Annotated in this window: 24 protein-coding genes; 14 read left to right on the forward strand and 10 right to left on the reverse strand. The window is 60.8% G+C overall.

Going from position 1 to position 26,253, the window contains the following annotated elements:
- Positions 1 to 8: 8 nt before the first annotated feature.
- Entirely contained in the window at positions 9 to 3,764 is a 3,756-nt protein-coding gene (locus JFT44_RS11930) for a hypothetical protein (RefSeq protein ID WP_128593055.1), read from the forward strand.
- An 89-nt stretch (positions 3,765 to 3,853) separates the two neighbouring features.
- Here the strand turns inward: JFT44_RS11930 and JFT44_RS29130 are convergent, their stop codons facing one another.
- On the reverse strand, positions 3,854 to 4,135 hold the full coding sequence (locus JFT44_RS29130; RefSeq protein WP_081044227.1) for a chitin-binding domain-containing protein: 282 nt from the start codon (positions 4,133 to 4,135) through the stop codon (positions 3,854 to 3,856).
- A gap of 260 nt (positions 4,136 to 4,395) precedes the next feature.
- On the opposite strand from JFT44_RS29130, the gene JFT44_RS11940 reads away from it, so the two are divergent.
- The 7 genes from JFT44_RS11940 to JFT44_RS11970 all read left to right on the forward strand — a co-directional run bounded on the left by JFT44_RS11940 (position 4,396) and on the right by JFT44_RS11970 (position 12,643).
- The gene (locus JFT44_RS11940) at positions 4,396 to 5,706 is read left to right on the forward strand and encodes a sugar ABC transporter substrate-binding protein (RefSeq protein ID WP_128593054.1); all 1,311 of its coding nucleotides are present in this window, start codon (positions 4,396 to 4,398) and stop codon (positions 5,704 to 5,706) included.
- Positions 5,707 to 5,806: 100 nt separating this feature from the next.
- Positions 5,807 to 6,694, forward strand: a complete 888-nt coding sequence (locus JFT44_RS11945) for a carbohydrate ABC transporter permease (protein WP_057436634.1) — start codon at positions 5,807 to 5,809, stop codon at positions 6,692 to 6,694.
- Between the two features lie 10 nt (positions 6,695 to 6,704).
- Positions 6,705 to 7,535 (forward strand): carbohydrate ABC transporter permease, encoded by an 831-nt coding sequence (locus JFT44_RS11950; protein WP_057436636.1) that lies wholly within the window; start codon positions 6,705 to 6,707, stop codon positions 7,533 to 7,535.
- 27 nt (positions 7,536 to 7,562) lie between these two features.
- The gene (locus tag JFT44_RS11955) at positions 7,563 to 8,666 is read left to right on the forward strand and encodes an ABC transporter ATP-binding protein (protein ID WP_057959457.1); all 1,104 of its coding nucleotides are present in this window, start codon (positions 7,563 to 7,565) and stop codon (positions 8,664 to 8,666) included.
- Between the two features lie 17 nt (positions 8,667 to 8,683).
- Positions 8,684 to 10,156, forward strand: coding sequence for a mannitol dehydrogenase family protein (locus JFT44_RS11960; protein WP_198830711.1), 1,473 nt, complete (start codon positions 8,684 to 8,686; stop codon positions 10,154 to 10,156).
- Between the two features lie 51 nt (positions 10,157 to 10,207).
- Positions 10,208 to 11,689, forward strand: a complete 1,482-nt coding sequence (gene xylB, locus JFT44_RS11965; RefSeq protein WP_198830712.1) for a xylulokinase — start codon at positions 10,208 to 10,210, stop codon at positions 11,687 to 11,689.
- A gap of 12 nt (positions 11,690 to 11,701) precedes the next feature.
- Entirely contained in the window at positions 11,702 to 12,643 is a 942-nt protein-coding gene (locus JFT44_RS11970; RefSeq protein ID WP_057436644.1) for a carbohydrate kinase, read from the forward strand.
- A 6-nt stretch (positions 12,644 to 12,649) separates the two neighbouring features.
- Here the strand turns inward: JFT44_RS11970 and aqpZ are convergent, their stop codons facing one another.
- Positions 12,650 to 13,336, reverse strand: a complete 687-nt coding sequence (gene aqpZ / locus JFT44_RS11975) for an aquaporin Z (protein WP_120733182.1) — start codon at positions 13,334 to 13,336, stop codon at positions 12,650 to 12,652.
- Positions 13,337 to 13,470: 134 nt separating this feature from the next.
- Between aqpZ and JFT44_RS11980 the strand changes: the two genes are divergently transcribed.
- Positions 13,471 to 13,851, forward strand: a complete 381-nt coding sequence (locus JFT44_RS11980) for a hypothetical protein (protein WP_057959453.1) — start codon at positions 13,471 to 13,473, stop codon at positions 13,849 to 13,851.
- On the opposite strand, the gene JFT44_RS11985 is transcribed toward JFT44_RS11980, so the two are convergent.
- Positions 13,852 to 14,109 (reverse strand): DUF1652 domain-containing protein, encoded by a 258-nt coding sequence (locus JFT44_RS11985; protein ID WP_057436646.1) that lies wholly within the window; start codon positions 14,107 to 14,109, stop codon positions 13,852 to 13,854.
- 267 nt (positions 14,110 to 14,376) lie between these two features.
- Between JFT44_RS11985 and eco the strand changes: the two genes are divergently transcribed.
- Positions 14,377 to 14,859, forward strand: coding sequence for a serine protease inhibitor ecotin (gene eco, locus JFT44_RS11990; protein WP_128593051.1), 483 nt, complete (start codon positions 14,377 to 14,379; stop codon positions 14,857 to 14,859).
- A gap of 227 nt (positions 14,860 to 15,086) precedes the next feature.
- Here eco and ilvA read toward each other — a convergent pair whose 3' ends face one another.
- Positions 15,087 to 16,109 (reverse strand): threonine ammonia-lyase, biosynthetic, encoded by a 1,023-nt coding sequence (ilvA, locus tag JFT44_RS11995; RefSeq protein ID WP_081044226.1) that lies wholly within the window; start codon positions 16,107 to 16,109, stop codon positions 15,087 to 15,089.
- Between the two features lie 251 nt (positions 16,110 to 16,360).
- On the opposite strand from ilvA, the gene JFT44_RS12000 reads away from it, so the two are divergent.
- Positions 16,361 to 16,561 (forward strand): ParD-like family protein, encoded by a 201-nt coding sequence (locus JFT44_RS12000; RefSeq protein ID WP_198792137.1) that lies wholly within the window; start codon positions 16,361 to 16,363, stop codon positions 16,559 to 16,561.
- On the forward strand, positions 16,561 to 17,316 hold the full coding sequence (gene map, locus JFT44_RS12005; RefSeq protein WP_057436952.1) for a type I methionyl aminopeptidase: 756 nt from the start codon (positions 16,561 to 16,563) through the stop codon (positions 17,314 to 17,316). The genes JFT44_RS12000 and map overlap by 1 nt, the downstream gene beginning before the upstream one ends.
- 33 nt (positions 17,317 to 17,349) lie before the next feature.
- Here map and JFT44_RS12010 read toward each other — a convergent pair whose 3' ends face one another.
- Complete coding sequence (locus JFT44_RS12010) at positions 17,350 to 18,291, reverse strand: magnesium transporter CorA family protein (RefSeq protein WP_057959452.1); 942 nt, start codon at positions 18,289 to 18,291, stop codon at positions 17,350 to 17,352.
- Positions 18,285 to 19,871, reverse strand: coding sequence for a RimK family protein (locus JFT44_RS12015; protein ID WP_057959451.1), 1,587 nt, complete (start codon positions 19,869 to 19,871; stop codon positions 18,285 to 18,287). Before JFT44_RS12015 ends, JFT44_RS12010 begins: the two co-directional genes overlap by 7 nt.
- A gap of 92 nt (positions 19,872 to 19,963) precedes the next feature.
- Between JFT44_RS12015 and JFT44_RS12020 the strand changes: the two genes are divergently transcribed.
- A complete protein-coding gene (locus JFT44_RS12020) occupies positions 19,964 to 21,055 on the forward strand; it encodes a GNAT family N-acetyltransferase/peptidase C39 family protein (protein WP_198830713.1) in 1,092 nt (363 codons plus the stop codon).
- On the opposite strand, the gene sfnG is transcribed toward JFT44_RS12020, so the two are convergent.
- Positions 21,044 to 22,150, reverse strand: a complete 1,107-nt coding sequence (gene sfnG, locus JFT44_RS12025; RefSeq protein ID WP_057436652.1) for a dimethylsulfone monooxygenase SfnG — start codon at positions 22,148 to 22,150, stop codon at positions 21,044 to 21,046. The genes JFT44_RS12020 and sfnG overlap by 12 nt on opposite strands.
- 267 nt (positions 22,151 to 22,417) lie before the next feature.
- Here sfnG and JFT44_RS12030 point away from each other — a divergent pair, with 267 nt between their 5' ends.
- Entirely contained in the window at positions 22,418 to 23,197 is a 780-nt protein-coding gene (locus JFT44_RS12030; protein WP_057436653.1) for a TSUP family transporter, read from the forward strand.
- Here the strand turns inward: JFT44_RS12030 and nudC are convergent.
- The 3 genes from nudC to JFT44_RS12045 all read right to left on the reverse strand — a co-directional run bounded on the left by nudC (position 23,165) and on the right by JFT44_RS12045 (position 26,251).
- On the reverse strand, positions 23,165 to 23,998 hold the full coding sequence (gene nudC, locus JFT44_RS12035) for an NAD(+) diphosphatase (RefSeq protein ID WP_170059187.1): 834 nt from the start codon (positions 23,996 to 23,998) through the stop codon (positions 23,165 to 23,167). The genes JFT44_RS12030 and nudC overlap by 33 nt on opposite strands.
- A 6-nt stretch (positions 23,999 to 24,004) precedes the next feature.
- Positions 24,005 to 24,817 (reverse strand): crotonase/enoyl-CoA hydratase family protein, encoded by an 813-nt coding sequence (locus JFT44_RS12040; protein WP_057959447.1) that lies wholly within the window; start codon positions 24,815 to 24,817, stop codon positions 24,005 to 24,007.
- 138 nt (positions 24,818 to 24,955) lie between these two features.
- Positions 24,956 to 26,251, reverse strand: a complete 1,296-nt coding sequence (locus JFT44_RS12045; protein ID WP_115128276.1) for an ATP-binding protein — start codon at positions 26,249 to 26,251, stop codon at positions 24,956 to 24,958.
- Positions 26,252 to 26,253 lie beyond the last annotated feature (2 nt).

The raw sequence follows: 26,253 nt of genomic DNA on the forward strand, positions 1-26,253 counted from the left end.
CACCCTCGATGAAGAAGCCCGCGCCACCTACTCCGCCCGCTTTGCCTCGCCTGCCGCATAACCCCGAACCTGGGCAACCGACTGATGCAGACGAGTTGGCCCCACCCTTTGTCAGCGACCAGGTGATCCCGCTGCCGGGAGCTGCGCGTGGGCTCGGCATCAGCTCAACCCGGCCTTGGATGACCTTGCATTTACAGCGCTGGACCAAACTCGAGGTAGGTGACTCCTACAAGTTCTATATGGGCAGCGATCACTTTGCCATCGCCTCGGATCAGGTCAGGGATGAGGATCTGGACAAACATCTTTTGCAGCTGGTCATCTTTCCGGAGCTTATTCCGGAAAACTTTATCTATCCCTGTTTTGTCGAGGTCACTCGCAGAGGCACTGACATCCCCAGTACTTCCCCTCGTGAGACCTGGTATGTCAAGACCACTCGCCCGGGCGGGGTCAGTAAAGATCCTGCATTGTCCTATCACACCGAGCTGGTGATACACCTGCCGCCCGACCTGGTGGGCAATGATCTTGACCCCGAACGCGCCAAGGAGAACGTGGAACTGACAATCGACCCCTACCCCAATATCACGGTAGGTGACACTGCCGAAGTGCATTGGAACGGCCATCCGACCAAGCTGCGGATTGATGACGAGCATGTCGCCGGCATCAAGCCCATTACCGTGGTGATCCCTGAGTCAACCATCTATTTGGGCGGCAGTGGCGAGGTCATTATTCGCTTCCGGCTGTATGACAAGGTGTTCAACTATTCCGGTGAGCTGCAGCAGTGGTCGCAGGCCGTCACGGTGGTGAGCAATCTGGATCGTAAACTGCTCCCGGCAGCGCACTTCGTGGTAGGCGGGTACTCCGTCATTGACGTCAATCTCGATATCCATAGTTCAGGCTTCTTCTTGGAAATGGTGGTGCCCAGAAGGCTGCCTGATGGCACGCTGACACCGGCCGGGGCCTTGATTGTCGTGACGTTGAGCGGGGCCGATGCTGCGGGCGCGTCCTTTGAGAGGACCCTGGCGCCGTTTCCAGCGCGAATCGAGCTGTCGTCCACCGTCCCAATAGACCTGAAAGACCTCGAAGCAGTGCTCAATGGGCACATGCAGTTCGAATACACCCTGACAACAGCCGGTGGCGTGTTCCTCGCCCGCTCCCAGCGCCGGAACATTACGGTTCATGGTACGAAAAGCACGATGCCGGCGATGACCATCGAGCAGAACGAAGGCGGCAACATTGACCCTGAACATCCCTATATCAAAGTCATCTTTCCGCGCTACACCCCTTACGACCGCAACTACAACGTGACACTGCGTATGGAGGCGGTGCGGTCAGGAGGCGGCCTGGTGTTTTATGAAGAGACCTTATTGGCAGGCGCCGAGCCGCCGCCAGAGCGGTATCGGATTGTCCTCCAGGAAAAATTCGAACGTTTCGTCGGGCTTGGCCCCGTCCGGGTGTTCTACCTCGTCGATAACGGCACGACACAGGTCATGAACCCCGCCATCCAGGCCATACGCAAGTCCGAGGTACTGGAAGTGACCTTTGGCCTGCGCTATGCCGATCTCCCAGCGCCGCAGATGCAATATGTGGACGAGTTCAACAATCTGGACCCGGCGCGCATAAAAGGCGGCCTGGTCCAGGCGACCCTGCCGTACACACGAACGATCCCAGGCGATGTGTTCAAGTGGACCTTGCTGGGGGCTACCAGCAACGGTTCGGCCAGTGACGAGATTTCCCTCAACTCCGCAACGGCGGGCAAACCCGTGTTGTTCAACCTGGATGAGGCGCTGATCGTTGCCAGCAGGAATGGCGAAATTCGCTTCAGCTATTCGCTGGTGCCTGCCAGTGGCGGTGCCACGCGCTACTCGGAAGTGTTGACCGTCACCGTCGGTGAAGCCCTGGACCTGCTGCGGCCGGAAGTGTTGCAAGCCCAGCGCTATCCCGACCAACTGGTGCCCGAGGCCGCGCTGCACGGGGCGACCATTGCCGTCACCTACCCGCAGATGCTGTCCAGCCATCGGGTGCTCGCGTGTTGGACCGGTATCCCGGAGATTGGGACCCATTGTGAAACGAAGGATGGCAATACCTCCAAGACCGTGCACTTTGAGGTGCCCCCAGAGGTGATTGGGGCCAACCTCAATGGCTACGGGCGCTACATCGAGGTGCAGTACTTCGTCTTGTTAGGTGTCCATCAAAAACCTTCGCCGGTGCTGAGCCTGTACCTGCTGGCGCCTGTGCTGCCCCTGCCCTACCTCGAAGGCCATACCACCAGCGTGCTGGACATCAGCCGGTTGATCGGTACCGAACGCGCCATGGTCGAACGCTGGAGCTTTATCAGTCGCTATCAACGGATGTGGTTTGAACTCAGTGGCACGTATGCCAATGACACACCGTTCTACGCTGTGCTGTTCGACGGCGATCTGGTGACCTATACCGGCGAACAGAACGGTATCCAGTCACCGGCACCGGTACTTGAGCTGCGCCAGCTCAAGGATGGCTCGCAATTTCTCATGCGTTTTGGCGCGACGTTCGACCAAACCAACAACAAGTCCAATGCCCTGTGGTTCCCGGAACGCAGGTATACCGTCCAGGCCGTCCCGGCGCAGTTTCCGCTACCCGAATTGATGGGGGCTACCGGCTCTGGCAGCTCGGTGACCCTGTTGCCACTCGTCGCACAGTACGGGGCCAAGGTAAACGCGACGTATAGCCCGATGTATACCTCCGACAGACTCACCCTGGAGGTGGTCGGCGCGCCGGGAGCAGGCTCAGGGCTGATCGGACCAAAAGACGGAGAAACGGATGGAACGGTCACCTTCGACCTGCCGGCGGCGCTGATTGCAGCCAATATTGGCAACCATGACACCACCTTCACCTTGAAATATACGGTCTGGCGCAATGGCGAACTCCGTTCGTCTGCAGTGTTGACCGTTACGCTGAAGGCTATTCCTGCGGCCGAACTGAACAAAACCGTGATCCGTATTGATGAAGCAGCTAACGGCGTACTCAATGTGGACGAGTTGATCGGTGATGCAACAGCAAGGTTGGGGACTTGGCCGTTCATTGCCAGGAACCAGCCCGTATGGCTGCGCCTGATCGGTAACAAACCCGACGGCACGGCACACAACTTGACCCTGCTGGATGGTACCCAGGGTGCACGGGTGAGTGATGGGTGGTTGAATCAAGGGTATCAATTGCTGACGGTACTCAATACCTACCTGAGAGACCTGGGGAACGGCACTCGACTGACAATGCAGTTCAAAGTGGCCCTCAATCACAGTACTGATGAGTGGCAAGCACTTGAGTTTCCCGTGGTTACGTATTCCATATTGAGCCTGCTGATCTCAGACAAAACGCCCTTTACCGGTGGGTTCATGAATGGCTGGATCAGCCAGTACCCCGAACAGAAAAGCATCCAGCGCGAGGCGGACGGCAACTATTACCTGCGGCACGGACCCATGACAGGGGATGGTGTCAGAATCTACAAAATATATACCCCGGTCGACTACGGGTATTATCGAGTCAGGTTCAAATACAGGGTCAACAAGTTTGCAAGCATTGGTGGGCCAACCAGCATGTATATTCATCTGGCTAATTTGACGCGCAACATTACCGTAACAAACCTTAATACATGGAACTATGTCGATGAGTACATGGGTTATTGGAAAGGCGGTAATTTTCAAGCCTCAATCGCGGTTATGAATCCGACAACTGGCGGGGTCTACGATATAGATGACGTCTGGATCCAACAGCGACACTTTCCGGGTTGAGCTACAGCAAACCAGGGGATAGGTGCAATGCACTTATCCCCTGGTTTTTATGCGTTGGCTCACCCAACAGACAGTGCTTTCCGAAAATATCAGGGCCTCACACATGCGGTCACACGCTCGTCAAACTCCAGCCCGACGGGACATGTAAAAGGATACTGAATCCAACGCTGGATCTCTTTGTCATACACACATCGGTAGAACCCCCCGACTCTGTCAGTACTTTTAAAATACCCCGCCTGAGTACAAGGAGGTTCGCGTGGTTCCGGAGGTGGTGTTTTACAGCCCCCGATAAAAACCGCCATAAGTAAGCCCAATGCGATTTTATAGAGGGTGTGGCCTTGGGGATTGACGCGAGAGCAGTTCATAAACATCTCCTGGTTAGGTTTACCAAACTATTAACCCTCTCCTGTTCTTTCCCGTCTACTGTCAGAAATAACAGGTCGCCGCTCCCCTGCTAGATATTGAACGCTTTGCAGCCCAGTGCAAAAAAGTATCACTTCAAGTGCTCCCAAGGATTTGTCACCGCGCCTGCAGAAGGCTGTAATCGACGCACACTCTTCCTGCCGCCTGGGAAGACACAACAACAAAAACTGTCCTTCTGCAGCCCCTGGGCGCAGAAATGGAGTGCGCGATGAATTTCTCAGCAAAAGCTCTGCTTGCCTGTACCTGCATGACCCTCAGCGCCGTCAGCCTTGGCGCGCAAACCCTGACCATTGCCACCGTCAACAACAGCGACATGATCCGCATGCAAAAGCTCTCGAAAACCTTCGAGGCCGAGCATCCGGACATCACGTTGAACTGGGTGGTGCTCGAAGAGAATGTGCTGCGCCAACGCCTGACGACTGACATTGCGACCCAGGGCGGGCAGTTCGATGTGCTGACCATCGGCATGTACGAAGCCGCACTCTGGGGCGCCAAGGGCTGGCTGGAGCCGATGAAGGATCTGCCGGCCTCCTACGACCTGGACGACGTGTTCCCTTCGGTGCGCGACGGCCTTTCGGTCAAGGGCTCGCTGTACGCCCTGCCGTTCTATGCCGAAAGCTCCATCACCTACTACCGCACTGACCTGTTCAAGGCTGCCGGGCTGAACATGCCAGCGCATCCGACCTGGGTGCAGATTGGCGAGTTTGCGCAAAAGCTCACCGACAAGAGCAAGGAGCAATACGGCCTGTGCCTGCGCGGCAAGGCCGGCTGGGGTGAGAACATGGCCCTGATCACCACCCTGGCCAATGGCTATGGCGCGCGTTGGTTCGATGAGAAGTGGCAACCCGAATTCAATGGTCCTGAGTGGAAGGACGCGCTGAACTTCTATGTCGACAACATGAAGAAGTCCGGCCCACCCGGCGCCTCGAGTAACGGCTTCAATGAAAACCTGGCGCTGTTCAACAGCGGCAAATGCGCGATCTGGGTGGATGCCAGCGTCGCCGGCTCGTTTGTCACCGACAAGACCCAGAGCAAAGTCGCCGACCACGTGGGCTTCACCTTTGCCCCGCAGCAGGTCACCGACAAAGGCACCTCGTGGCTGTATTCCTGGTCCCTGGCGATCCCGGCCAGCTCCAAGGCCAAGGACGCCGCCAAGGTCTTCAGTGCCTGGGCGACGTCCAAGGAGTACGGCGCGCTGGCGGCCAAGACCGATGGCATCGCCAATGTGCCGCCAGGCACCCGCGCCTCAACCTACAGCGAGCAATACATGCAGGCCGCCCCCTTTGCCAAGGTGACGCTGGAGTCGTTGAAAGTCGCGGACCCGACCAAACCGACCGTCAAGCCCGTGCCCTACATCGGTATCCAGTTGGTGACCATTCCCGAGTTCCAGGCCATTGGTACCCAGGTGGGCAAGTTCTTCTCCGGCGCCCTGACCGGCCAGCAGAGCGTGGACCAGGCCCTGGCGGCGGCGCAAACCACCACCGTGCGGGAAATGAAGCGCGCCGGCTACCCCAAATAGCCCAGGCTCACCACCGTCAATGTGGGAGCTGGCAAGCCAGCGCCTACATTGACCGCATTCCAAGGCCGATTCTGTTTGCCTCCAATGGGTTCTGATTGTCATGAATACGTCTAAAAGCCGCCTGCGCAACCCCGGCTGGTTCCTGGTCAGCCCCTCGGTGGCCCTGTTGCTGCTGTGGATGATCGTGCCGCTGGGCATGACCCTGTACTTTTCGCTGATCCGCTACAACCTGCTCTACCCCGGCGAAAACCAATTCGTGGGCCTGGAGAACTTCACTTACTTCATCACCGACTCGGGCTTTCTGCCCGGCGCTACCAATACCTTGTTGCTGGTGGGCAGCGTGCTGCTGATCAGCGTGGTGCTGGGGGTGTTGATCAGTGCCTTACTGGAGGCCAGTGAGTTTTTCGGCCGCGGGCTGGTGCGGGTGCTGCTGATCTCGCCGTTCTTCATCATGCCCACCGTCGGTGCGCTGATCTGGAAGAACCTGATTTTCCACCCGGTGTCCGGCGTGCTGGCGGCGCTGTGGAAGCTGTTTGGCGCGCAGCCGGTGGACTGGCTGGCGCACTACCCGCTGCTGTCGATCATCATCATCGTGTCCTGGCAATGGCTGCCCTTCGCCATCCTGATCCTGATGACTGCCATGCAGTCCCTGGACCAGGAACAGAAAGAAGCGGCGCGCCTGGACGGTGCCGGCCCGATTGCGATCTTCTGGCACCTGACCCTGCCGCACCTGGCCCGGCCCATCGCCGTGGTGGTGATGATCGAAACCATCTTCCTGCTCTCGGTGTTCGCCGAAATCTTCACCACCACCAACGGCGGCCCTGGCTACGCCTCGACCAACCTCGCCTACCTGATCTACAACCAGGCGCTGGTGCAGTTCGATGTGGGCATGGCCTCGGCCGGCGGCTTGATTGCCGTGGTCATTGCCAATATCGCGGCGATCATCCTGGTGCGGATGCTCGGCAAAAACCTGACTGACAAGCCTTGAGGGCCGCGCCATGACACTTCAACAATCCCGCCGCCTGCAAAGCCTGTTGCTCGGCACCCTGGCCTGGGCCATCGCGATCGTGATTTTCTTCCCGATCTTCTGGATGGTGCTCACCAGTTTCAAGACCGAAATCGACGCCTTTGCCACGCCGCCGCAATTTATATTCACGCCCACCCTTGAGAACTACCTGCACATCAACGAGCGCAGCAACTACGCAAGCTTCGCCTGGAACTCGGTGGTGATTTCCTTCAGCGCCACCGCCTTGTGCCTGCTGATTGCGGTGCCGGCGGCCTACTCCATGGCGTTCTACGAAACCCAGCGCACCAAGGGCACGCTGCTGTGGATGCTGTCGACCAAGATGCTGCCCCCGGTGGGCGTGCTGATGCCCATCTACCTGCTGGCCAAGAGCATGGGCCTTCTGGATACGCGCATCGCGCTGATCATCATCTACACCCTGATCAACCTGCCGATTGTGGTGTGGATGGTTTACACCTACTTCAAGGACATCCCCAAGGACATCCTCGAAGCCGCCCGCCTGGACGGCGCCACCCTGTGGCAGGAAATGGTGCGGGTGCTGCTGCCCATCGCCAAGGGCGGCCTGGCGTCCACCGTGTTGCTGTCGCTGATCCTGTGCTGGAACGAGGCGTTCTGGTCGCTGAACCTGACCTCCTCGAATGCCGCGCCGTTGACCGCGTTGATCGCCTCCTACTCCAGCCCCGAAGGTTTGTTCTGGGCCAAATTGTCCGCCGTCTCGACCCTGGCCTGCGCGCCGATCCTGATCTTCGGCTGGATCAGCCAGAAGCAACTGGTGCGCGGCCTGTCCTTCGGCGCAGTGAAATAACGACCCCTTATAAAAAGGAGGCCCATCATGGCCAACCTGAAAATCAAGAATCTGCAAAAAGGCTTCGAAGGTTTCTCCATCATCAAGGGCATCGACCTGCAAGTGAACGACAAGGAGTTCGTGGTGTTCGTCGGGCCGTCGGGCTGTGGCAAGTCAACCCTGCTGCGCCTGATTGCCGGCCTTGAGGAAGTGACTGAAGGCACCATCGAGCTCGATGGCCGCGATATCACCGAAGTGACCCCGGCCAAGCGCGACCTGGCCATGGTGTTCCAGACCTACGCGCTGTACCCGCATATGAGCGTGCGCAAGAACATGTCGTTTGCCCTGGACCTGGCCGGTGTGGACAAGCAGATCGTCGACAGCAAAGTCAGTGAAGCGGCACGCATCCTCGAGCTGGGGCCGCTGCTGGAGCGCAAGCCCAAGCAGCTGTCCGGCGGCCAGCGCCAGCGCGTGGCCATCGGTCGGGCGATTGTGCGCAACCCGAAGATCTTCCTGTTCGACGAGCCGCTGTCCAACCTCGACGCCGCCTTGCGCGTGCAAATGCGCCTGGAACTGGCGCGCCTGCATAAAGAACTGCAGGCCACCATGATTTACGTGACCCACGACCAGGTCGAAGCCATGACCCTGGCGGACAAGGTGGTGGTGCTCAATAGCGGGCGCATCGAACAGGTCGGCTCGCCGCTGGAGCTGTATCACCAGCCGGCCAACCTGTTTGTCGCGGGCTTTCTGGGGACGCCGAAAATGGGCTTTCTCAAGGGCCGGGTGACCCGTGTCGACGGCCAGGGCTGCGACGTGCAACTGGAGGCCGGGACCCTGATCAGCCTGCCATTGAGCAGCGCCAGTTTGAGCGTCGGCAGCGCAGTGACCCTGGGCATTCGCCCCGAACACCTGGAGCTGGCCGCACCGGGCGATACCACCCTGACCGTCACCGCCGACGTTGGCGAACGCCTGGGCAGTGACACCTTCTGCCATGTGCTCACCGCCAATGGCGAGCCGCTGACCCTGCGGATCCGTGGCGATATGGCCAGCCAGTATGGCGAGACCCTGCAACTGCACCTGAACCCGGCGCACTGCCATCTGTTCGACACCGACGGTGTTGCCGTGGCTCGCCCACTGCGCGCCGCCGCCTGATTTCGCGAGAACCGTTGATGAAACTCAATAAGCAAAACCTCACGCAACTGGCGCCCGAAGTGCGCCTGCCCGCCTACACCCTCGCCGATACGCGCCAGGGCATCGCCCATATCGGCGTCGGCGGTTTCCATCGCGCGCACCAGGCGTACTACACCGACGCCCTGATGAACACTGGGGTCGGCCTCGACTGGAGCATCTGCGGCGTTGGCTTGCGCGCCGAAGACCGCAAGGCGCGGGATGACCTGGCCGGCCAGGACTATCTGTTCACCCTGTACGAACTGGGCGATACCGACGACACCGAAGTGCGTGTAATCGGTGCCATCAGCGACATGCTGCTGGCCCAAGACGGGGCCCAGGCGCTGATCGACAAACTGGCCAGCCCACAGATTCGCATCGTCTCGCTGACCATCACCGAGGGCGGCTACTGCATCGACGACAGCAACGGCGAGTTTATGGCCCATCTGCCGCAGATCCAGCACGACCTGGCCCACCCCGACACCCCCACCACGGTGTTCGGCTTTATCTGCGCAGCCCTGACCCAGCGCCGTGCTGCAGGCATCCCGGCGTTCACGGTGATGTCCTGCGATAACCTGCCGCACAACGGCGCCGTGACCCGCAAGGCGCTGCTGGCCTTCGCCGCGCTGCGCGACGCCGACCTGCATGACTGGATCCAGGCCAATGTGAGTTTTCCCAACGCCATGGTCGACCGCATCACACCGATGACCAGCACCGCGCACCGCCTGCAATTGCATGATGAACACGGCGTCGACGATGCCTGGCCGGTGGTGTGCGAACCCTTTGTGCAATGGGTGCTGGAAGACAAGTTCGTCAACGGCCGCCCGGCCTGGGAACAGGTGGGCGTGCAGTTCACCGATGACGTCACGCCCTATGAAGAAATGAAGATCGGCCTGCTCAACGGTAGCCACCTGGCCCTGACCTACCTGGGGTTTCTCAAGGGCTATCGGTTTGTCCACGAGACCATGAACGACCCGCTGTTTGTCGCCTATATGCGTGCCTACATGGACCTGGACGTGACCCCCCACCTGGCGCCGGTGCCGGGCATTGACCTGACCGAGTACAAGCAGACCCTGGTGCAGCGTTTTTCCAACCAGGCGATTGCCGATCAGTTGGAGCGGGTGTGTTCCGATGGTTCGTCGAAGTTTCCCAAATTCACCGTACCGACCATCAACCGCCTGATTGCCGAGGGCCGCGACACCGAGCGGGCGGCACTGGTGGTGGCGGCCTGGGCCTTGTACCTGCAGGGCGTGGATGAGAACGGCGTGCGCTACCGAATCCCCGACCCCCGCGCCGATTTCTGCGAGGAGCTGGTGGCGGATGACGCATTGATCAGTCAGCGGTTGCTGGGTGTAGAAGAGATTTTTGGCACGGCGATTCCCAACTCGCCGGAATTTGTGGCAGCGTTTGAGCGGTGTTTTGCCAGTTTGCGCGATAACGGTGTCACAGAAACCCTGAAACGACTTACCCACTGAAGAAACCCACATTGATCGGGTTTTCACCCTACTGCCTGCTGAGTAACCACCATGACTCGCCAATCTCTGTTTCTGGGCATCGACTGCGGCACCCAAGGCACCAAAGCCATCGTCCTCGATGCCGCCAGCGGCAAGGTGCTGGGCCTGGGCGCGGCTGCACACAGCCTGATCAGCGGCGCCAACGGCCGTCGCGAGCAACACCCCCAGGAATGGCTGGACGCCTTGACCGAGTCTACCCACCGCGCCTTGCAGCAAGCCGGCGTGGACGGCCAGGACATTCTCGGCATCGGCGTTTCCGGCCAGCAACATGGCCTGGTGCTGCTCGACGACCAGGGCCAGGTGTTGCGCCCGGCCAAGCTGTGGTGCGACACCGAAACCAGCGCGGAAAACGCCCGGCTGCTGCAACACCTGGGCGGTGAAAGCGGCGCCCTGGAGCGGCTTGGCGTAGCGATCGCACCGGGCTACACCGTGTCCAAGCTGTTATGGACCCTGGAGCAACACCCGGAGGTGTTTGCGCGGATCGCCCATCTCCTGTTGCCCCACGACTACCTCAACTATTGGCTCACCGGCCGTGCCTGCGCCGAGTATGGCGACGCCTCGGGTACCGGTTATTTCAATGTGCGCACCCGGCAATGGGATTTGCCGTTGCTGCGGCATATCGACCCCAGCGGGTGCTTGGAAGCGGCGTTGCCAACCCTGATCGAAGCCAATCAGGCACTGGGCACTGTGCTGCCGGCGATCGCCGAGCGCCTGGGGATCAACCCCGGTGCCATTGTGTCCAGTGGCGGCGGCGACAATATGATGGGAGCGATTGGCACCGGCAATATTGCTCCTGGGGTGATTACCATGAGCCTCGGTTCGTCGGGCACCGTGTACGCGTTTGCCGACCAACCGAATGTCAGCGCCCAGGCTGCAGTGGCGACATTCTGTTCCTCCAGCGGCGGCTGGCTGCCGCTGATCTGCACCATGAACCTGACCAATGCCACCGGGGTCATCCGCGAACTGTTCGAACTGGACCTGGTGGCATTCAATACCCTGGTGGCCCAGGCGCCGATTGGCGCCGAGGGCGTGAGCATGCTGCCGTTTCTCAATGGCGAGCGCGTGCCCGCCCTGCCCCACGCAACCGGCAGCCTGCACGGCCTGACCATGACCAACCTGACCCGTGCCAACCTGTGCCGCGCGGTGGTCGAAGGCACCACCTTCGGCTTGCGCCAGGGCCTGGACCTGTTGCGCCAGACCGGCCTGCAAAGCCACAGTATCCGCCTGATCGGTGGCGGCTCGAAAAGCCCGGTGTGGCGGCAGATGGTCGCCGATATCATGGACACCGAAGTGATCTGTACCGAACAAAGCGAAGCGGCAGCCCTGGGCGCGGCGATCCAGGCCGCGTGGTGCCAGTCCGGCGAAAGCCTGCAGGCACTGTGTGCACGCTGCGTCAGTCTCGACCCGGCCAGCCGCACCCAGCCTGTGGCCGCCAGCGTCAAGGCTAACCAGCAGGCCTATGAACGCTATCAACAGCATGTGGCAACCCTTTAAGAGCGAGTAACTATGTATCTGGTGTGTGGCGAAGCGCTGTTTGATTTTTTCAGCCAGGAGGACGCCGGCGGGCAGGCTTCCAAAGTCGATTTCAAGGCGATTGCCGGCGGCTCGCCGTTCAATGTGGCCGTAGGTTTGCGCCGCCTGGGGATCGAGGCCGGGCTGTTCGCCGGGTTGTCCAGCGACTACCTGGGCCAACGCCTGCGCCAGGTGCTCAGGGATGAAGGGGTCAGCGACGAGTACCTGGTGGAGTTTGCCGCACCGACCACCCTGGCGATGGTCGCCCTGGGGGCCAATGGCTCGCCGCAATACAGCTTCCGGGGTGAAGGCTGTGCCGATCGGCAGTTGCAGCTCGAGCATCTGCCTGCCCTCGATGCTCGGGTACGCGGCCTGCATTTCGGTTCGTTTTCCCTGGTGGTGCAGCCGGTCGCCGACAGCCTGCTGGCCCTGGTCCGCCGGGAAAGCGGCAAGCGCTTGATCAGCCTCGATCCGAATGTGCGCCTGAACCCGCAGCCGGATATCGAACTATGGCGCCAGCGCGTGGCCGAGTGGGTACAGCATGCCGACCTGATCAAGGTCAGCGATGAAGACCTGCACCTGCTCTACCCAGGCCAGGCCCCCGAAAGCGTGCTGCAAGACTGGTTGCAGCACCGTTGCCAGCTGGTTTTCCTGACCCGTGGCGGCGATGGCGCGAGTGTGTTCAGTCGCCAGCATGGCAACTGGTCGGCGCCGGCGCTCAAGGTGGTGATGGCTGATACGGTGGGCGCCGGCGATACCTTCCAGGCCGCCCTGATTGCCTGGCTCACCGAACAGCAGTTGGATTGCGTGGAGGGTGTGCGCAGCCTGACCAGGGAACAGATCGACACAATGCTCAGGTTTGCCATCAGCGCTGCGGCGCTGACCTGCGGCAAGACCGGGCCAGACCTGCCCTACCGCCATCAATTGCACGGGTAATCGCGATTAGGGGCGCTCCCGTATTGCCCGGGCCACCCACGCGCCGATCACACCGCCAGCCAGGGGCGCGAGCCAGAACAGCCAGAGCTGCATCAGGTAATCAGGGCCGGCAAACAATGCCGGCCCGGTGCTGCGGGCCGGGTTGACCGAGGTATTGGTCACAGGAATCGACACCAGGTGAATCAGGGTCAGCGTCAGGCCGATGGCAATCGGCGCAAACCCCGGCGCCACACCGGGGGCAGTCACCCGCATCACGATAAATACCAGGAAGAAGGTGCCCACACTTTCCACCACCACGGCGGCCAGCAGGCTGTACTGCCCCGGGCTTAACGCGCCATAGCCATTGGCGGCAAACTCGCCGATTTCAAAGCCCGGCCGGCCACTGGCGACCAGTGCGAGAATCGCCGCCGCCACCGTCGCCCCGGCGACCTGGGCAATGATATAGGGCAGCACATCCAGCCCCGGCAACCGTCCACCGACCCACAGGCCGACAGTCACCGCCGGGTTGAAATGCGCGCCACTGATGCTGCCCACCGCATAGGACATGCTCAACACGCTCAGGCCAAACGCCAGGGCGACCCCGCTAAACCCAATACCCAGGCCCGGAAACGCGGCCGACAGGATGGCGCTGCCACAGCCGCCAAAGGTTAACCAAAAGGTGCCGAGAAATTCTGCTGCGATTTTTTGCTGCACGCACTACCTCAGCCACTGGCGAAAAATGTGGCGAAACACTAGCAGTGAGAAGGGAAGCTGCCGTATCGGATTTGTCTGAGGCTTACCTCACAGCGTAGGCTTGGGCCCTTCTGAAACGGCCGAAAGGACTCGCCATGCGCATCAGTTTCCACGCACTCTCCACCTTCACCGCCGCGCTGTGCCTGGCCCTTGCGATTGCCTGGGGAGTGCGGCCCGACCTGCTACTGTGGCTCTGGGGAGTGGAATACACCGATGCCAGCGGCCTGGTGGCGCGACGCAATGCCATGCTGTTCCTGGCAATCGGCATCATGTTTTATCGCCTGCGCCATACCGCCCCGTCACCCACGCGCAGCGCGCTGGTATCGGGGTTTATTGTCGGTTGCCTGGGATTGGCCGCGCTAGGGATTGGCGAATGGCTCAATGGCCATGCCGGCCCGGGAATTCTGCTGGCCGTGGGCACGGAGTTAGTGCTGGGCCTGGGGTTTATCCAGGCCCGCAAACCAACCGTGGGCTGATCAGTAGAGCCTGGCGCCCGCCCTGCGCGGGGCGGGTGCATGGGCGTGTTTGAGATCCTCACGCAACTCGGTGATCAGATTGCAGATGGCACGACTGCTGTCGAGTTTATTGGCCTGGATGCCGGTGACAGTCAGGTCGGTACCATCGTCGTCATAGATTTTGATGGTCAATGACGCATCCTGGGCCTTGATGCATTCACAACGTCTGGGCAGGAAGCTTCCTTCAATAAGGCCGCGTAACTCCAATTCCGAAAACATGGCTAAACCTCTCCTTTTTTGAGACCGCCAATGAATTTTTATAGCTCTCAATAGTCTGACCGCCGCGTCAGGACGGTTGACTGCACGCCTTGCCAACCCTGGCAGGCGCGTTCAACTGCAAAGCCTACTCCTTGTGCCTGTCGGCCTAGGATCCTTTCCTCATAAGCACCCGCTACCCTTATATGCGTTGCTGCTGGTTTGCATTGCCGGACGTTGGCGTGCATCGTGGCCGCGACTGTTTTATTGACCCCAAGATAAGGACGTCCCATGACTTCTTCGCCCTTCACTCTGTTTTCCGTTTTGGCCATGAGCGTGCTGGCCGCCCAGGCCAATGCCGCCAAGCTGGAAGATATCGCGCCCTACCCCAAGGCCGATGCTGGTCAGGTTCGCCAGGTCATCCACTTGCCGGCAAAGCCCCAGGAACAGGACTTCAAGGTTGAAATCCTCGCCGGTAAAACCTTGCCGGTGGACTGCAACCAGCAACGGCTCGGTGGTGTGCTGGAAGAGAAAAACCTCGAAGGCTGGGGCTACCCGTTCTACCGCCTGGAGAAGGTCAGCGGCCCCATGAGCACCCTGATGGCCTGCCCCGAAGGCAAGACCCACGAGGGTTTTGTGCCGGTGGTCGGTGACGGTTTTGTGCTGCGTTACAACAGCAAATTGCCCATCGTTTTATATGTTCCAAAAGATGTCGAAGTGCGTTACCGAATCTGGTCGGCATCGCCTGCCGTCGAGAAGGCGAGCGCGCAGTAACGCCACAGCCCGAATGTGTGTGGGCTTGCCTGCTACAGCGCTGCGTCAGCCACCAGTTGCTGTGACTGAACCACCCCACTGGGGGCCCTGCGAGCAGGAAAGTATGGCCCCACCACAAACCCAATGTGGGAGCTGGCTTGCCTGCGATGGCGGTCTGTCAGCCGCCGAGAATAGTGACTGAACCACCGCCATCGCGGGCAAGCCCGCTCCCACAGGGGGCGACTTTGCTAAAGCTCGGCAACTTCCACATTCAATCGGTGCTCTCGCGCCGCCACCCGCTCGGCCACGTGGCGCAAACTGTCGAAGTTGATATTAGCCCCGGAGTTGATCGCCACCAGTGTCTGCCCCTGGGCCCCGGTACGTGTCACGTAGCGGCGGATACCGGCCACCGCCAGGGCGCCGGAGGGTTCGGTGATGGAGCGGGTATCGTCGTAGATCAGCTTGATCGCACTGCACAGTTCATCATTGCTGACGGTGATGACCTCATCAACATAATGACGGCAGATTTCAAAACCGTGGGCACCGATCTGCGCCACTGCGGTGCCATCGGCAAAGCTGTCCACGCTGGGCAGTATCACCCGCTCACCGGCATCCAGGGCCGCCAGCAGGCAGCTGGAGCCTTCAGGTTCCACGCCAATCACCCGCACTTGCGGGCGCAAATACTTGATGTAGGCCGCGACGCCGGCGATCAACCCACCCCCGCCGACCGGGACGAAGATCGCGTCCAGCGCACCTTGCTGCTGGCGCAGGATTTCCATGGCCACGGTACCCTGCCCGGCGATCACGTCGGGATCATCGAAGGGCGATACAAAGGTGCCCCCCGACTGTTCAGCCAACTGCAATGCATGGGCCAGGGCAAACGGGAAGCTCGCGCCCTGCAACACTGCCTCAGCGCCTCGTGAGCGCACGCCCAGCACTTTCAACTCGGGCGTGGTGCTGGGCATGACTATCGTCGCCTTGATTCCCAACTCACGCGCCGCCAGCGCCACACCCTGGGCATGGTTGCCCGCCGAGGCCGTGATCACGCCGCGGGCTTTTTGCTCATCGCTCAGTTGCACCAGTTTGTTGTAGGCGCCACGGATCTTGAAGGAGAACGTCGGCTGCAGATCTTCACGCTTGAGCAGGATCTGATTGCCGAGCAGCGCCGAGAGTGCCGGTGCCGCCTGCAAGGGGGTGCGCACCGCCAGGTCGTAGACCGGCGCGGCGAGGATCTTCTTCACGTATTGCTCAAGCAGCAAGGGGCTACTCATGGGTGTCTCCTGGCGTTTTACGGAGCCCTGGAGACGGAAAAACAAAACCCGCCTCTAGGGCGGGTTTGGGTACAGCCGAACGCTATCCCGCCAAATGAGGAATGGCGGTAATAATGCTTGGCTGGGAACGATAGGTTTGAACAGTCATGGCGCAAAACTAACCGGCGCTCTGTGGCAAGTCAACTGCAGGGCTTTACGGGCGATATACGAAACATATACGCTTTGTATATCAATCCTACACAGTGAAGCTCATGGGCATCGTCAAGATCACCGATCAACTGCATGAACAACTGCGTCTGGCCAGCGCCGCCATGGACCGTTCCATCAACGCCCAGGCGGAGTTCTGGATCAAGATCGGCCTGTTGGCCGAACTCAATCCACACCTGGCCTACAACGATCTGATCAACAAGCTGTTGCTCGACAAACCCGACCTGATCCGGGGGCGCATCTGATGATCAAGACCCCTGCACAGATCGCCGTGATGCGCGAAGCCGGGCGCCTGCTGGGCCAGGTGTTCACGATGCTCGACAGCCGGGTCGCGGCCGGCCAGACCACCCTGGAACTGGATGCGGCCGTCGAGGCGTTTATCCGCCAGGACCTGCAGGCCCGCCCCGCCAGCCTCGGGCAGTATGACTACCCCTTCTGCATCAACACCTCCATCAATGAAGTGGTGTGCCACGGCATGCCAAATGCCAAGGATGTGTTGAAGGACGGCGATATCGTCAATATCGACATCACCCTGGAAAAAGGCGGGTTTATCGCCGACTCCAGCAAGATGTACATGGTCGGCGCTGTCGCGCCCAAGGCGCGGCGCCTGGTGGAGCAGACGTTCGAGGCGATGTGGGCCGGTATTCGCCAGGTCAAACCCGGCGCGCGCCTGGGGGATATCGGCCATGCGATTCAAAGCCATGCCCAGGCCAATGGCTACAGCGTGGTGCGCGAGTATTGCGGCCACGGGATTGGCCGGGAAATGCATGAAGAGCCGCAAATCCTGCACTTCGGCCGCCCGGGCACCGGCCTCACCCTGCGCGAAGGCATGGTGTTCACCATCGAGCCGATGCTCAACCAGGGCAGCGCCAAAGTGCGCAGCCTCAAGGACGGCTGGACCGTGGTGACCCGCGACAACAGCCTGTCGGCCCAGTGGGAACATACGGTGGCGGTCACTGCGGATGGCTTTGAAGTGCTGACGCTGCAGGCGGGTGCCTGAAGCCTCCCACACCGGCAGCAAAGTGGGGCCCAGTCACCCTGCTTTGTCGCCGCCCCTGGCAATCCGCCTGAGCCCCAGCACCATCCCTGCGGCGCCCAACGCCATCGCCAGCAAAAACAGCGGGTACGCCACCCACCACGGCGTGCCGGCCGTCATCATGCTGAACTCGGACATGCCGCCAATGCTGGCGATCAGGTTCAGCGGCAGGAACACCACGTTGATCAGTGTCAGCTTGCGCAGCAGGTTGTTCATGCTGTTGTTCATCAGGTTGCCCCGGGCGTCGATCAGCCCGGAGAACACATTGGAATAAATCTCCGCCTGCTTGTAGCACTGGTTGTTCTCGATGATCAGGTCGTCGATCAAGCCCAGGGTCTGCGGGCTGAAATGCTCCTTCTCGCCATGGTTGCGCAAACGCGTCAAGACCGCGCCGTTGCTGTGCAGCGCGTTGATGTAATAGATCAGGCTCTCGCTGAGGCTGAACATTTGCATCAGGTGGCGGTTACTCATGGAGGCGTTGAACTGCTGCTGCAATTCCCGGGCGACCAGCTTGATCACCTTGAGGTGGCCCAGATAGTGGTGAATGTTGTTCAGCAGCAGGTCCAGCAGTACATCCAACGGTGTATGCAGCGGCCGGCGCGCGCCCAGGCCGGACAGTTGGCTGTCGTCGGTGGCGATCACCAGCAGGCGGTCCGGTGAAAACAGCAAGCCACAGGACGACACTTCAAACACCAGGTTGCTGCCCCCGGAGTAGTTTTGCGGGCGCTTCCAGATCAGAAACAGGTTGTCTGGATGGAACTCGATACGCGACACCTCGTCCGGATCCAGTGCCGACGCCAGCGCGTGCTCATCGACCTTGTAGCGCTCGCGCAGCAATTCACGCTCATCACTGTCGGGGTTGCTGAACAGCAGGACCTCGGCACTTTCGCGCTCGGTGCGGCGCAGCGCGCCCTCATTGAGCTCAAAGCAGATCACCAGACCTGGCCCTGGCGTTTGAGCTCCAGGCGGCGCACGAACTCCTCCAGCACCAGGGAGTACAAGTCGTCCTGCAAGTAGGCGTCTTCGATCCCGGCGTCCATGTTCGGGTTGTCGTTGACCTCGATCACCACCACCTTGTTGCCGGACTGCTTCAGGTCCACGCCGTATAACCCGTCACCGATCAGGTTAGCGGTCTTGACCGCCAGTTCCACCACGGCCTTGGGCGCCTCGTGCACCGCCAGGGTCCGGCACTCGCCGTTGATATCCTGGCCGATGGCCTTGTGGTTGTAGATCTGCCAATGGCCCTTGGACATAAAGTATTGGCAGGCAAAGATCGGCTTGCGGTTGAGGACGCCGATGCGCCAGTCGTACTCGGTATAGAAAAACTCCTGGGCCAGCAGCAACACCGAGTGTTCGAACAACTCTGCCGTGGCGGCCAGCAGCGCCTCCTGGCTTTCCACTTTAATCACCCCTCGGGAGAAACAACCGTCGGGGATTTTCAGCACCAGGGGGAAGCCCAGGCGCTCGCCAACCCGTTCGAAATCTTCCGGTCGCTCCTTGTACAGAATTTCGGTAGCGGGCATGCCCAATTGATGGCTGTTGAGCAGGTCCGTGAGGTAGACCTTATTGGTACAACGCAGGATCGACGCCGGGTCGTCCATCACCACCAGCCCTTCACTCTCGGCCTTTTTGGCGAAGCGATAGGTGTGGTTGTCGACACTGGTGGTTTCGCGGATCAACAAGGCGTCGTATTCGGCCAGTCGCGCGTAGTCCTTGCGCTCAATCAGCTCGACATCAATCCCCAAACCCCTGCCCACCCGCACGAAATTTTCCAGGGCCTTGGCATTGGACGGCGGCAGCTGCTCCTGGGGATCATGCAGGATCGCCAGGTCATAACGGGCCAGGCGCCGGGAGCGCGGTTGACGCCAGATCCTGCGGCTGAAGTTGTCCAGAGCGTGGGCGAATTGATCTTCCTGATCATCGCGCAACTTATGCAGCACCCCGGACTTGATGCCTTCGATATGCCAGCCGTTATGCTTGCGAAACTCAACTAACAAGATCGGACACGGAAACGCTTCAAACAACTGCCGGGCCAAATCCTGCAACGGCTCAATATTGGTTCGACCAAAATAAAGGGTCAGGGTAAAACCTTCGGTATTACTGTAGAGGTGATGACTCAATGCTTTGTCGAGGGTTTTATCCAAGTCATCCAGGGCCAGGCCATACAAGGATTTTTTCGTCAATTCGCTGATGGTGCGCACCGACGGAATCACCTTGTGCCCCCGCGCCTCGGCCAGCAGCGAGCAGTAATAGCCATGCCCCAGGTACTTGTAGCTGCGGCACAGGTTGATGACCTGGACCCGTTTGCCGGCCTCGTTCTCCCGGGGGTGTTCGAGGTATTCCTGGGCAGTGACAATATCTTCACTGGGGAAGTACGAGGCCCAGTCTTCCTTGCGTTCTACAATAATCACAACTTGGCTTGCACTCTTGGGCGGTGTAGAAAAATATCCGCCGGAAGTTATTGTCGCCGCGACGGTTTGCTCGGATACTTCTCGCCAATGACTTTGTACCGCTGACATATTGATTGATCCGCTAGAGAACTTGACCTTTTCTATTAAGCACGATCTTTCACGGAAGTCTCGTTTAGTTACGCAACTTTTACGGCGGTTATATGACTCTTTTCTTTCGCGTTGCAACCCTGGATGACCTGCCAGCACTGGTGGCCCTGGAACAGCACTGTTTCACCACAGACCGGCTGTCTGCCCGCAGTTTCCAGTGGATGATCAGCCGCGCCCATGCGCAGCTGCTGGTGGCCGAAAATACCGGGCAATTGCTGGGTTATGCCCTGGTGCTGTTCCATCGCGGCACCTCGCTGGCGCGCCTGTACTCCCTGGCCATTGCCGCGCCGGCCCGGGGCATGGGCCTGGGCAAGCAATTGCTGGCGCGCATCGAGGCCTGCGCCGTGGCGCACGACTGTGCGTACCTGCGCCTTGAGGTGCGTACCGACAACCCTGGCGCTATTGCCCTGTATGAACACAGCGGCTACCGGCGCTTTGCCCTGATCAACGACTATTACGCCGACCATACCGACGCCCTGCGCCTGGAAAAACGCATCCTCCAGCACACTGACGCGCGGGCCTTGAGTGTGCCCTACTACCAGCAGACCACCGACTTCACCTGCGGCGCAGCCTGCCTGTTGATGGCCATGGGCGCCCTGTTACCTGGGCGTGAGTCTCCGCGCCGCGAAGAGCTGCAGATCTGGCGCGAAGCAACCACCGTGTTCATGACCGCCGGCCACGGCGGCTGCAGCCCCCAAGGTCTGGCCCTGGCTGCCTGGCGCCGGGGGTTTAAGGTGCGCATGCAGGTCAACGTGCGCGGGCCGCTGTTTCTCGATGGGGTGCGCGACCCGCATAAAAAAGAGGTGATGCGCCTGGTGCATGAGGGGTTCGAGGAGGATTTGGCCAACAGTGATGTGCAGCAGGTATTCGGCGGTGCGTTGGACCTGGCGCAGGTCCTCGGTGATGGCGGCCAGCCACTGGTGCTGATCAGCAGCTACCGGCTGACGCGCTCCAAGTCACCACACTGGGTGATCGTGACTGACTGTGATCAAGAGTTTGTCTACCTGCATGATCCCGACGTGGACCATAGCCAGCATCGCCGCCCCATGGACTGCCAGCATTTGCCGGTCAGCCACGGGGAGTTCGAGCGGATGTGCCGTTTTGGCAGCCGTCAGCTGCGGGCGGCGGTGGTGCTATACCGGTAACGCCCTGGCGCTGCCGGTCGCCGCGGCCTTGGCTTCGAGTTCGCGCACCAGGGGCAATACGCGCTGGCCGAAATATTCCACCTCCTCCTGGAAGTGCAGGAAGCCCGCCAGCACCAGGTCCACCCCCACCGCCTTGAGCGCGACGATGCGCTCGGCAATCTGCCGAGGGGTGCCGATCAGGTTGGTCTTGAAGCCGTCGTTGTACTGCACCAGGTCGGCGAAGCTGGACTTGGCCCAGTTGCCCTCACCTTCGGGCGAGGCCTTGCCCGCCTGCCTGGCGGCATCACCAAAGGCGTTGACGGCCTGCGGGTCGGCCTTGTCGATGATCTCGGCCAACACCGCCTGGGCCTCTTGCTCGGTGTCGCGGGCGATCACAAACGCGTTGACCCCGACTTTTACCGAATGGTGATTGGCCGCAGCCTTGGCGCGGATATCATCGACCTGGGCCTTGATCCCCTCGGGCGTGTTGCCGTTGGTGAAATACCAGTCCGACACCCGCGCCGCCATGTCCCGCGCAGCCCGGGAGCTGCCACCCTGGAAAATTTCCGGGTGCGGCTGAGTCAGGGGCTTGGGCTTGAGGCTGTAATGGTTGAACCGATAAAAATCCCCCTTGAAGGTGAAATCGTCCTGGGTCCAGATGCCTTTTAACGCGCGGATAAACTCTTCGGAGCGCCGATAGCGCTCGTCATGCTCCAGCCAGTGCTCGCCAATGGCCTGGAACTCGCCCTTGAACCAGCCGCTGACGATGTTCACCGCCACCCGGCCTTGGGTCAGTTGATCAATGGTCGCCAATTGCTTGGCCGCCAGCGCCGGTTGCCAGGGCCCCGGCAGGATCGCGGCGATCACCTTGAGTTGGGTCGTGGCCGCCAGCAACGCATGGCTGAAGGCCACGGATTCATGTTGGTATTCAGCACCATAGCCGGCGGTGAAACGGATTTGCGTCAGGGCATACTCAAACCCCGCCGCCTCGGCCAACTGGGCCAGCTTGCGGTTGTAGTCGATGCCCCAGTCGGTACGTTGTTCAACCTTGCTGACCACCAGGCCACCACTGACATTGGGCACCCAATAGGCAAATTTCACGGCTTGCTGAGTCATCGTTCGGCACCTCGCACACAGGGAATGTACAGGGGTAGAGCAGCAAACGTGCCAGGGTTGGCAAAGCCCCTGGGCTGGGGCGTTTGCGTGCCGACCGACCTATCGGCCATGTTGCCCGGGCGGGCTATTTGTTGGATCACTGTTGGTAGCGCAACACCGTGGCGAGGGATGGAGCGTGTGCAACAGTCGCCGTAACATTCGGTTATAGGTAAGCTATCGGACTTTCGCGCAACCCCTTCTGCGCCTCGCCGAAAATAAGTCGCCTCCATGCCTTTTGAACTCAGCGTTGACCTCACCACCCTGGCCATTCTGGCCGTGGTTGCCTTTATTGCCGGCTTTATCGACGCCATTGCCGGCGGCGGTGGTTTGCTCACCACCCCGGCCCTGCTCACCGCCGGTATGCCGCCCCATTTGGTACTGGGCACCAATAAACTGAGTTCGACCTTCGGTTCGGCCACCGCCAGTTTTACCTTCTACCGGCGCAAGCTGTTCCATCCGCGTCAGTGGGTCCACGCGATCGTGGGCACCCTGGTCGGCGCGCTGCTGGGGGCCATCGTCGCCCATTACCTGCCCGCCGAATGGCTGAACAAGATGCTGCCGGTGATCGTCTTCGCCTGCGGTATCTACCTGTTGTTTGGCGGTACGCCCAAGGCGCCGCTGGACGCCGATGCGCCGATCAAGAAGAAGTGGCAGTCGACCCAGGGTTTGGCCCTGGGCTTCTACGATGGCGTGGCCGGTCCCGGCACCGGCGCATTCTGGACCGTCAGCACCCTGCTGATGTACCCCGTGGACCTGGTCAAGGCCAGCGGCGTGGCGCGCAGCATGAACTTCGTCAGCAACGCGGCGGCGCTGTCGGTGTTTATCTTCAACGGTTCGGTGGACTGGATTGTCGGCCTGAGCATGGGCCTGTCGGTGATGGTGGGCGCGTTCTTTGGCGCACGCAGTGCCATCAGCGGCGGCGCCAAATTCATTCGCCCGGTGTTTATCACCGTGGTCCTCGGCCTGACCGTGCGCCTAGCCTGGCAGCACTGGTTCAGCGTGGCCTAGACGGCGCGCCACATACAGGTCGATAAGGTAGCGGGCAATCGAGCGCGAGGCCGGCAACGGTGGCAACTGGTGGATATTGAACCACTGCGCATCTTCAATCTCGTCGGCCTGGGGCACGATTTCGCCACCGGCATACTCGGCGTGAAAGCCCAGCATCATGGAGTGCGGGAACGGCCAGCACTGGCTGCCCACGTACTGGATGTTCTGCACCTGCACCTGCACTTCCTCGTACACTTCGCGGATCAGGCAGTCTTCGGCAGATTCCCCAGGCTCGGCAAACCCGGCCAGGGTGCTGTAGACCCCAGTGACGAAACGCGGCGAACGCGCCAGCAGAATCTCATCGCCACGGGTGATCAGCACAATCATGCTCGGTGAGATGCGCGGGTAACTGCGCAGGTCGCAGGCCTGGCAGAACATTGCGCGCTCGCGGGGCACCTGCACCATCGCCTGGCCGCAACTGCCGCAAAAGCGGTGCTCGCGGGCCCAGGTACCGATTTGCGCGGCATAACCCAGGACTTTGTACAGACGGTGATCGCCCTGCAGCATAAACGCCCGCAGGCCCTGCCAGCGGCAACCCGGCACATCGCCAGGGCTGTTCAGCTCCAGCAGGTACACCGGCTCGCCGTCCAGATGGCCGATGCCATGTTCGGCCATCACCGACAGGTCCTGGCGCTTGAGCCATTCCCGGGGAAACAGCGGCCCGTTGTCATCGAGTAAAAAACCTTCGCGACTACGGGCCACAGCCCAGCCGCCGGGGGCGTCGTTGTCCAGCAGCGTTGTGGTGATCCAGCCTGGGGTCATATTCAGTCAATCCACGAATTCGGGTTTCTGCTTGCTCATATGGGCCGCAATGGCCACGCGCAGGTCGTTGGATTGCAACATAGCAGCGTTCCAGGTGGCAACGTATTCCAGGCCGTCGTTGATGCTGTGGTCACGCATATAGCTGATCATGGCCTTGGTGCCGGTCACGGCAATCGGCGATTTGGCGGCAATTTGCGCGGCAAGGTCCATCACCCCGGCCAGTAGGCTGGCGTGGTCGGCAAAGGTGCGGTTGACCAGGCCGATGCTGCGCGCTTCTTCGGCGCCGAAGGTGCGCCCGGTGTAGGCCAGTTCGCGCAGCATGCCGTCACCGATGATGCGTGGCAGGCGTTGCAGAGTGCCGACGTCGGCGGCCATACCGATGTCGATTTCCTTGATCGAGAATTGCGCGTCGTCAGCGGCGTAACGCATGTCGCAGGCGCTGATCAGGTCGATGGCGCCGCCGATGCAATAGCCCTGGATCGCCGCCAGCACCGGCTTGCGGCAATTATCCACGGCATTGAACGAGGCCTGCAGTTGCAGGATCTTGCGCCGCAGCAGGCGCGCATTGCGTCCCACGTCCTTGCCAAATTCGTTGGCCACCGAGGCCAGCATCATCAGGTCGATGCCCGAGGAAAAATGCTTGCCGGCGCCGCTCAACACCACGGCGCGTACAGCGTCGGTGTCGTCGATCCATTGGAAAATCTCGACGATTTCGCTCCAGAACGCCGCGTTCATGGCGTTGATCTTTTCCGGGCGATTAATCTGCACATGGGCGACGTTGCCGTGGAGTTCGACGACAAAGGCTTGGTATTCGGACATGGCAGTGATCCTTGACTGGCGGCTGATAAGGGCCGAACTATAGCAAGGGTGTATCAGGGCCGGTAAGGCTGTGCATGTGCCAAAAGCAGGACTGCATAAAAACACAAACCCGCTCTAGGCAGACAGTTGCCGGTGTTTTCAGGTGGGCAACCATAGCCGCAGGCGTGCGCCGCCCAGTGGCGAGGCCTGGGCCGTGAGTGTGCCGCCTTGTGCTTCCACCGCCCGGCGGCTGATCGCCAGGCCCAGGCCGAAGCCGCCGGTGGCGCGGTCGCGGCTGCGGTCCAGGCGGTAGAACGGCTCGAAGATCCGGGCGCGCTGCTCTTCGGGGATGCCGATGCCATCGTCATCCACCCAGATTTCACAGCCCTTGGCGCAGACCTTGACGCCGATCTGGATCCGTCGCTCGCAATAGCGCATGGCATTGCGCAGCAGGTTTTGCAGGGCGCGGGCGGTGAGGCGTGGGTCGAGGGTAAAACGCTCCACGGCGCACTCCAGTACCACATCAATCACGATCTCCGGGTTCTCCAGCTCGTCGTCGATGCTGCCCAGGATGCTGTCGATAAACTCATCGAGCACCACTTCCACCCGCTCGGGCAGATGCGCCGGGTTTTGCAGGCGGCTGTAGGACAGCAGCTCCAGCACCAGCTCATCCAACTCGCGGATATGCGCCACCAGGCCTTGCAAGCGCTCGCGGCTGGCGGCCGGCTGGTCTTCGGACAACGCCAGGGCCAGGCCGAAATCCAGGCGGGTCAGCGGTGTGCGCAGCTCGTGGGACACCGCGTTGAGCAAGTCCCGCTGCTGGTTGAGCAGGTGCTCGATGTCGTTGGCCATGGTGTCGAATACCGCCGCCAGGCTGCCGATGTTGGAGCTGGGGGGAATATGCGTACGCTCCTCCAGACGGCCCCGGCCCAACTGCGCGGCGGTGACCTTGAGGCGCTCCAGGTCGCGCCAATGCGGGCGCAGCCAGATCAACAGGCCGCCCAGCAACGCCGCGCCGATCAGTACGTTCATGGTCCAGTACAGCAGGTTCATGTCCAGCGGGTCGGGGGGGATGGTCAATTTAACCGCCAACTGCCCATTGAGCGGCGAGCTGATCTCCTCCATCAAGCCCCACTCCCCCAGGCGGATCACCGGCTTGCCCTGCTCCAGCAGTCGCTCCTCGTCGGGTGTGTAGCGGGCGTCCTGGCGATGCATCAGTTGCACCTTCAGCGGCGCAAAATCCCGTGCCAATTGGTCGGTGACCTCGGACCAGCGCTCCACCGGCCGGCTGTGGTACTGGCGTACGATCAGGCTCTGCAAGCCACGGGACTGTTCGATGTTGTAGTTCATGTAGCGGTCGTGGAAGACCTCGATGATGCCCATGGGGATCAAGTAGATCGCTGCGCTGTAGGTCACGATGGTCAGCAGGTAGAGACGGATCAGGGCGCGGAACATGG

Origin of the sequence: Pseudomonas sp. MF5691 (genome assembly GCF_016405645.1) — a bacterium.
Taxonomy (GTDB): domain Bacteria; phylum Pseudomonadota; class Gammaproteobacteria; order Pseudomonadales; family Pseudomonadaceae; genus Aquipseudomonas; species Aquipseudomonas shahriarae.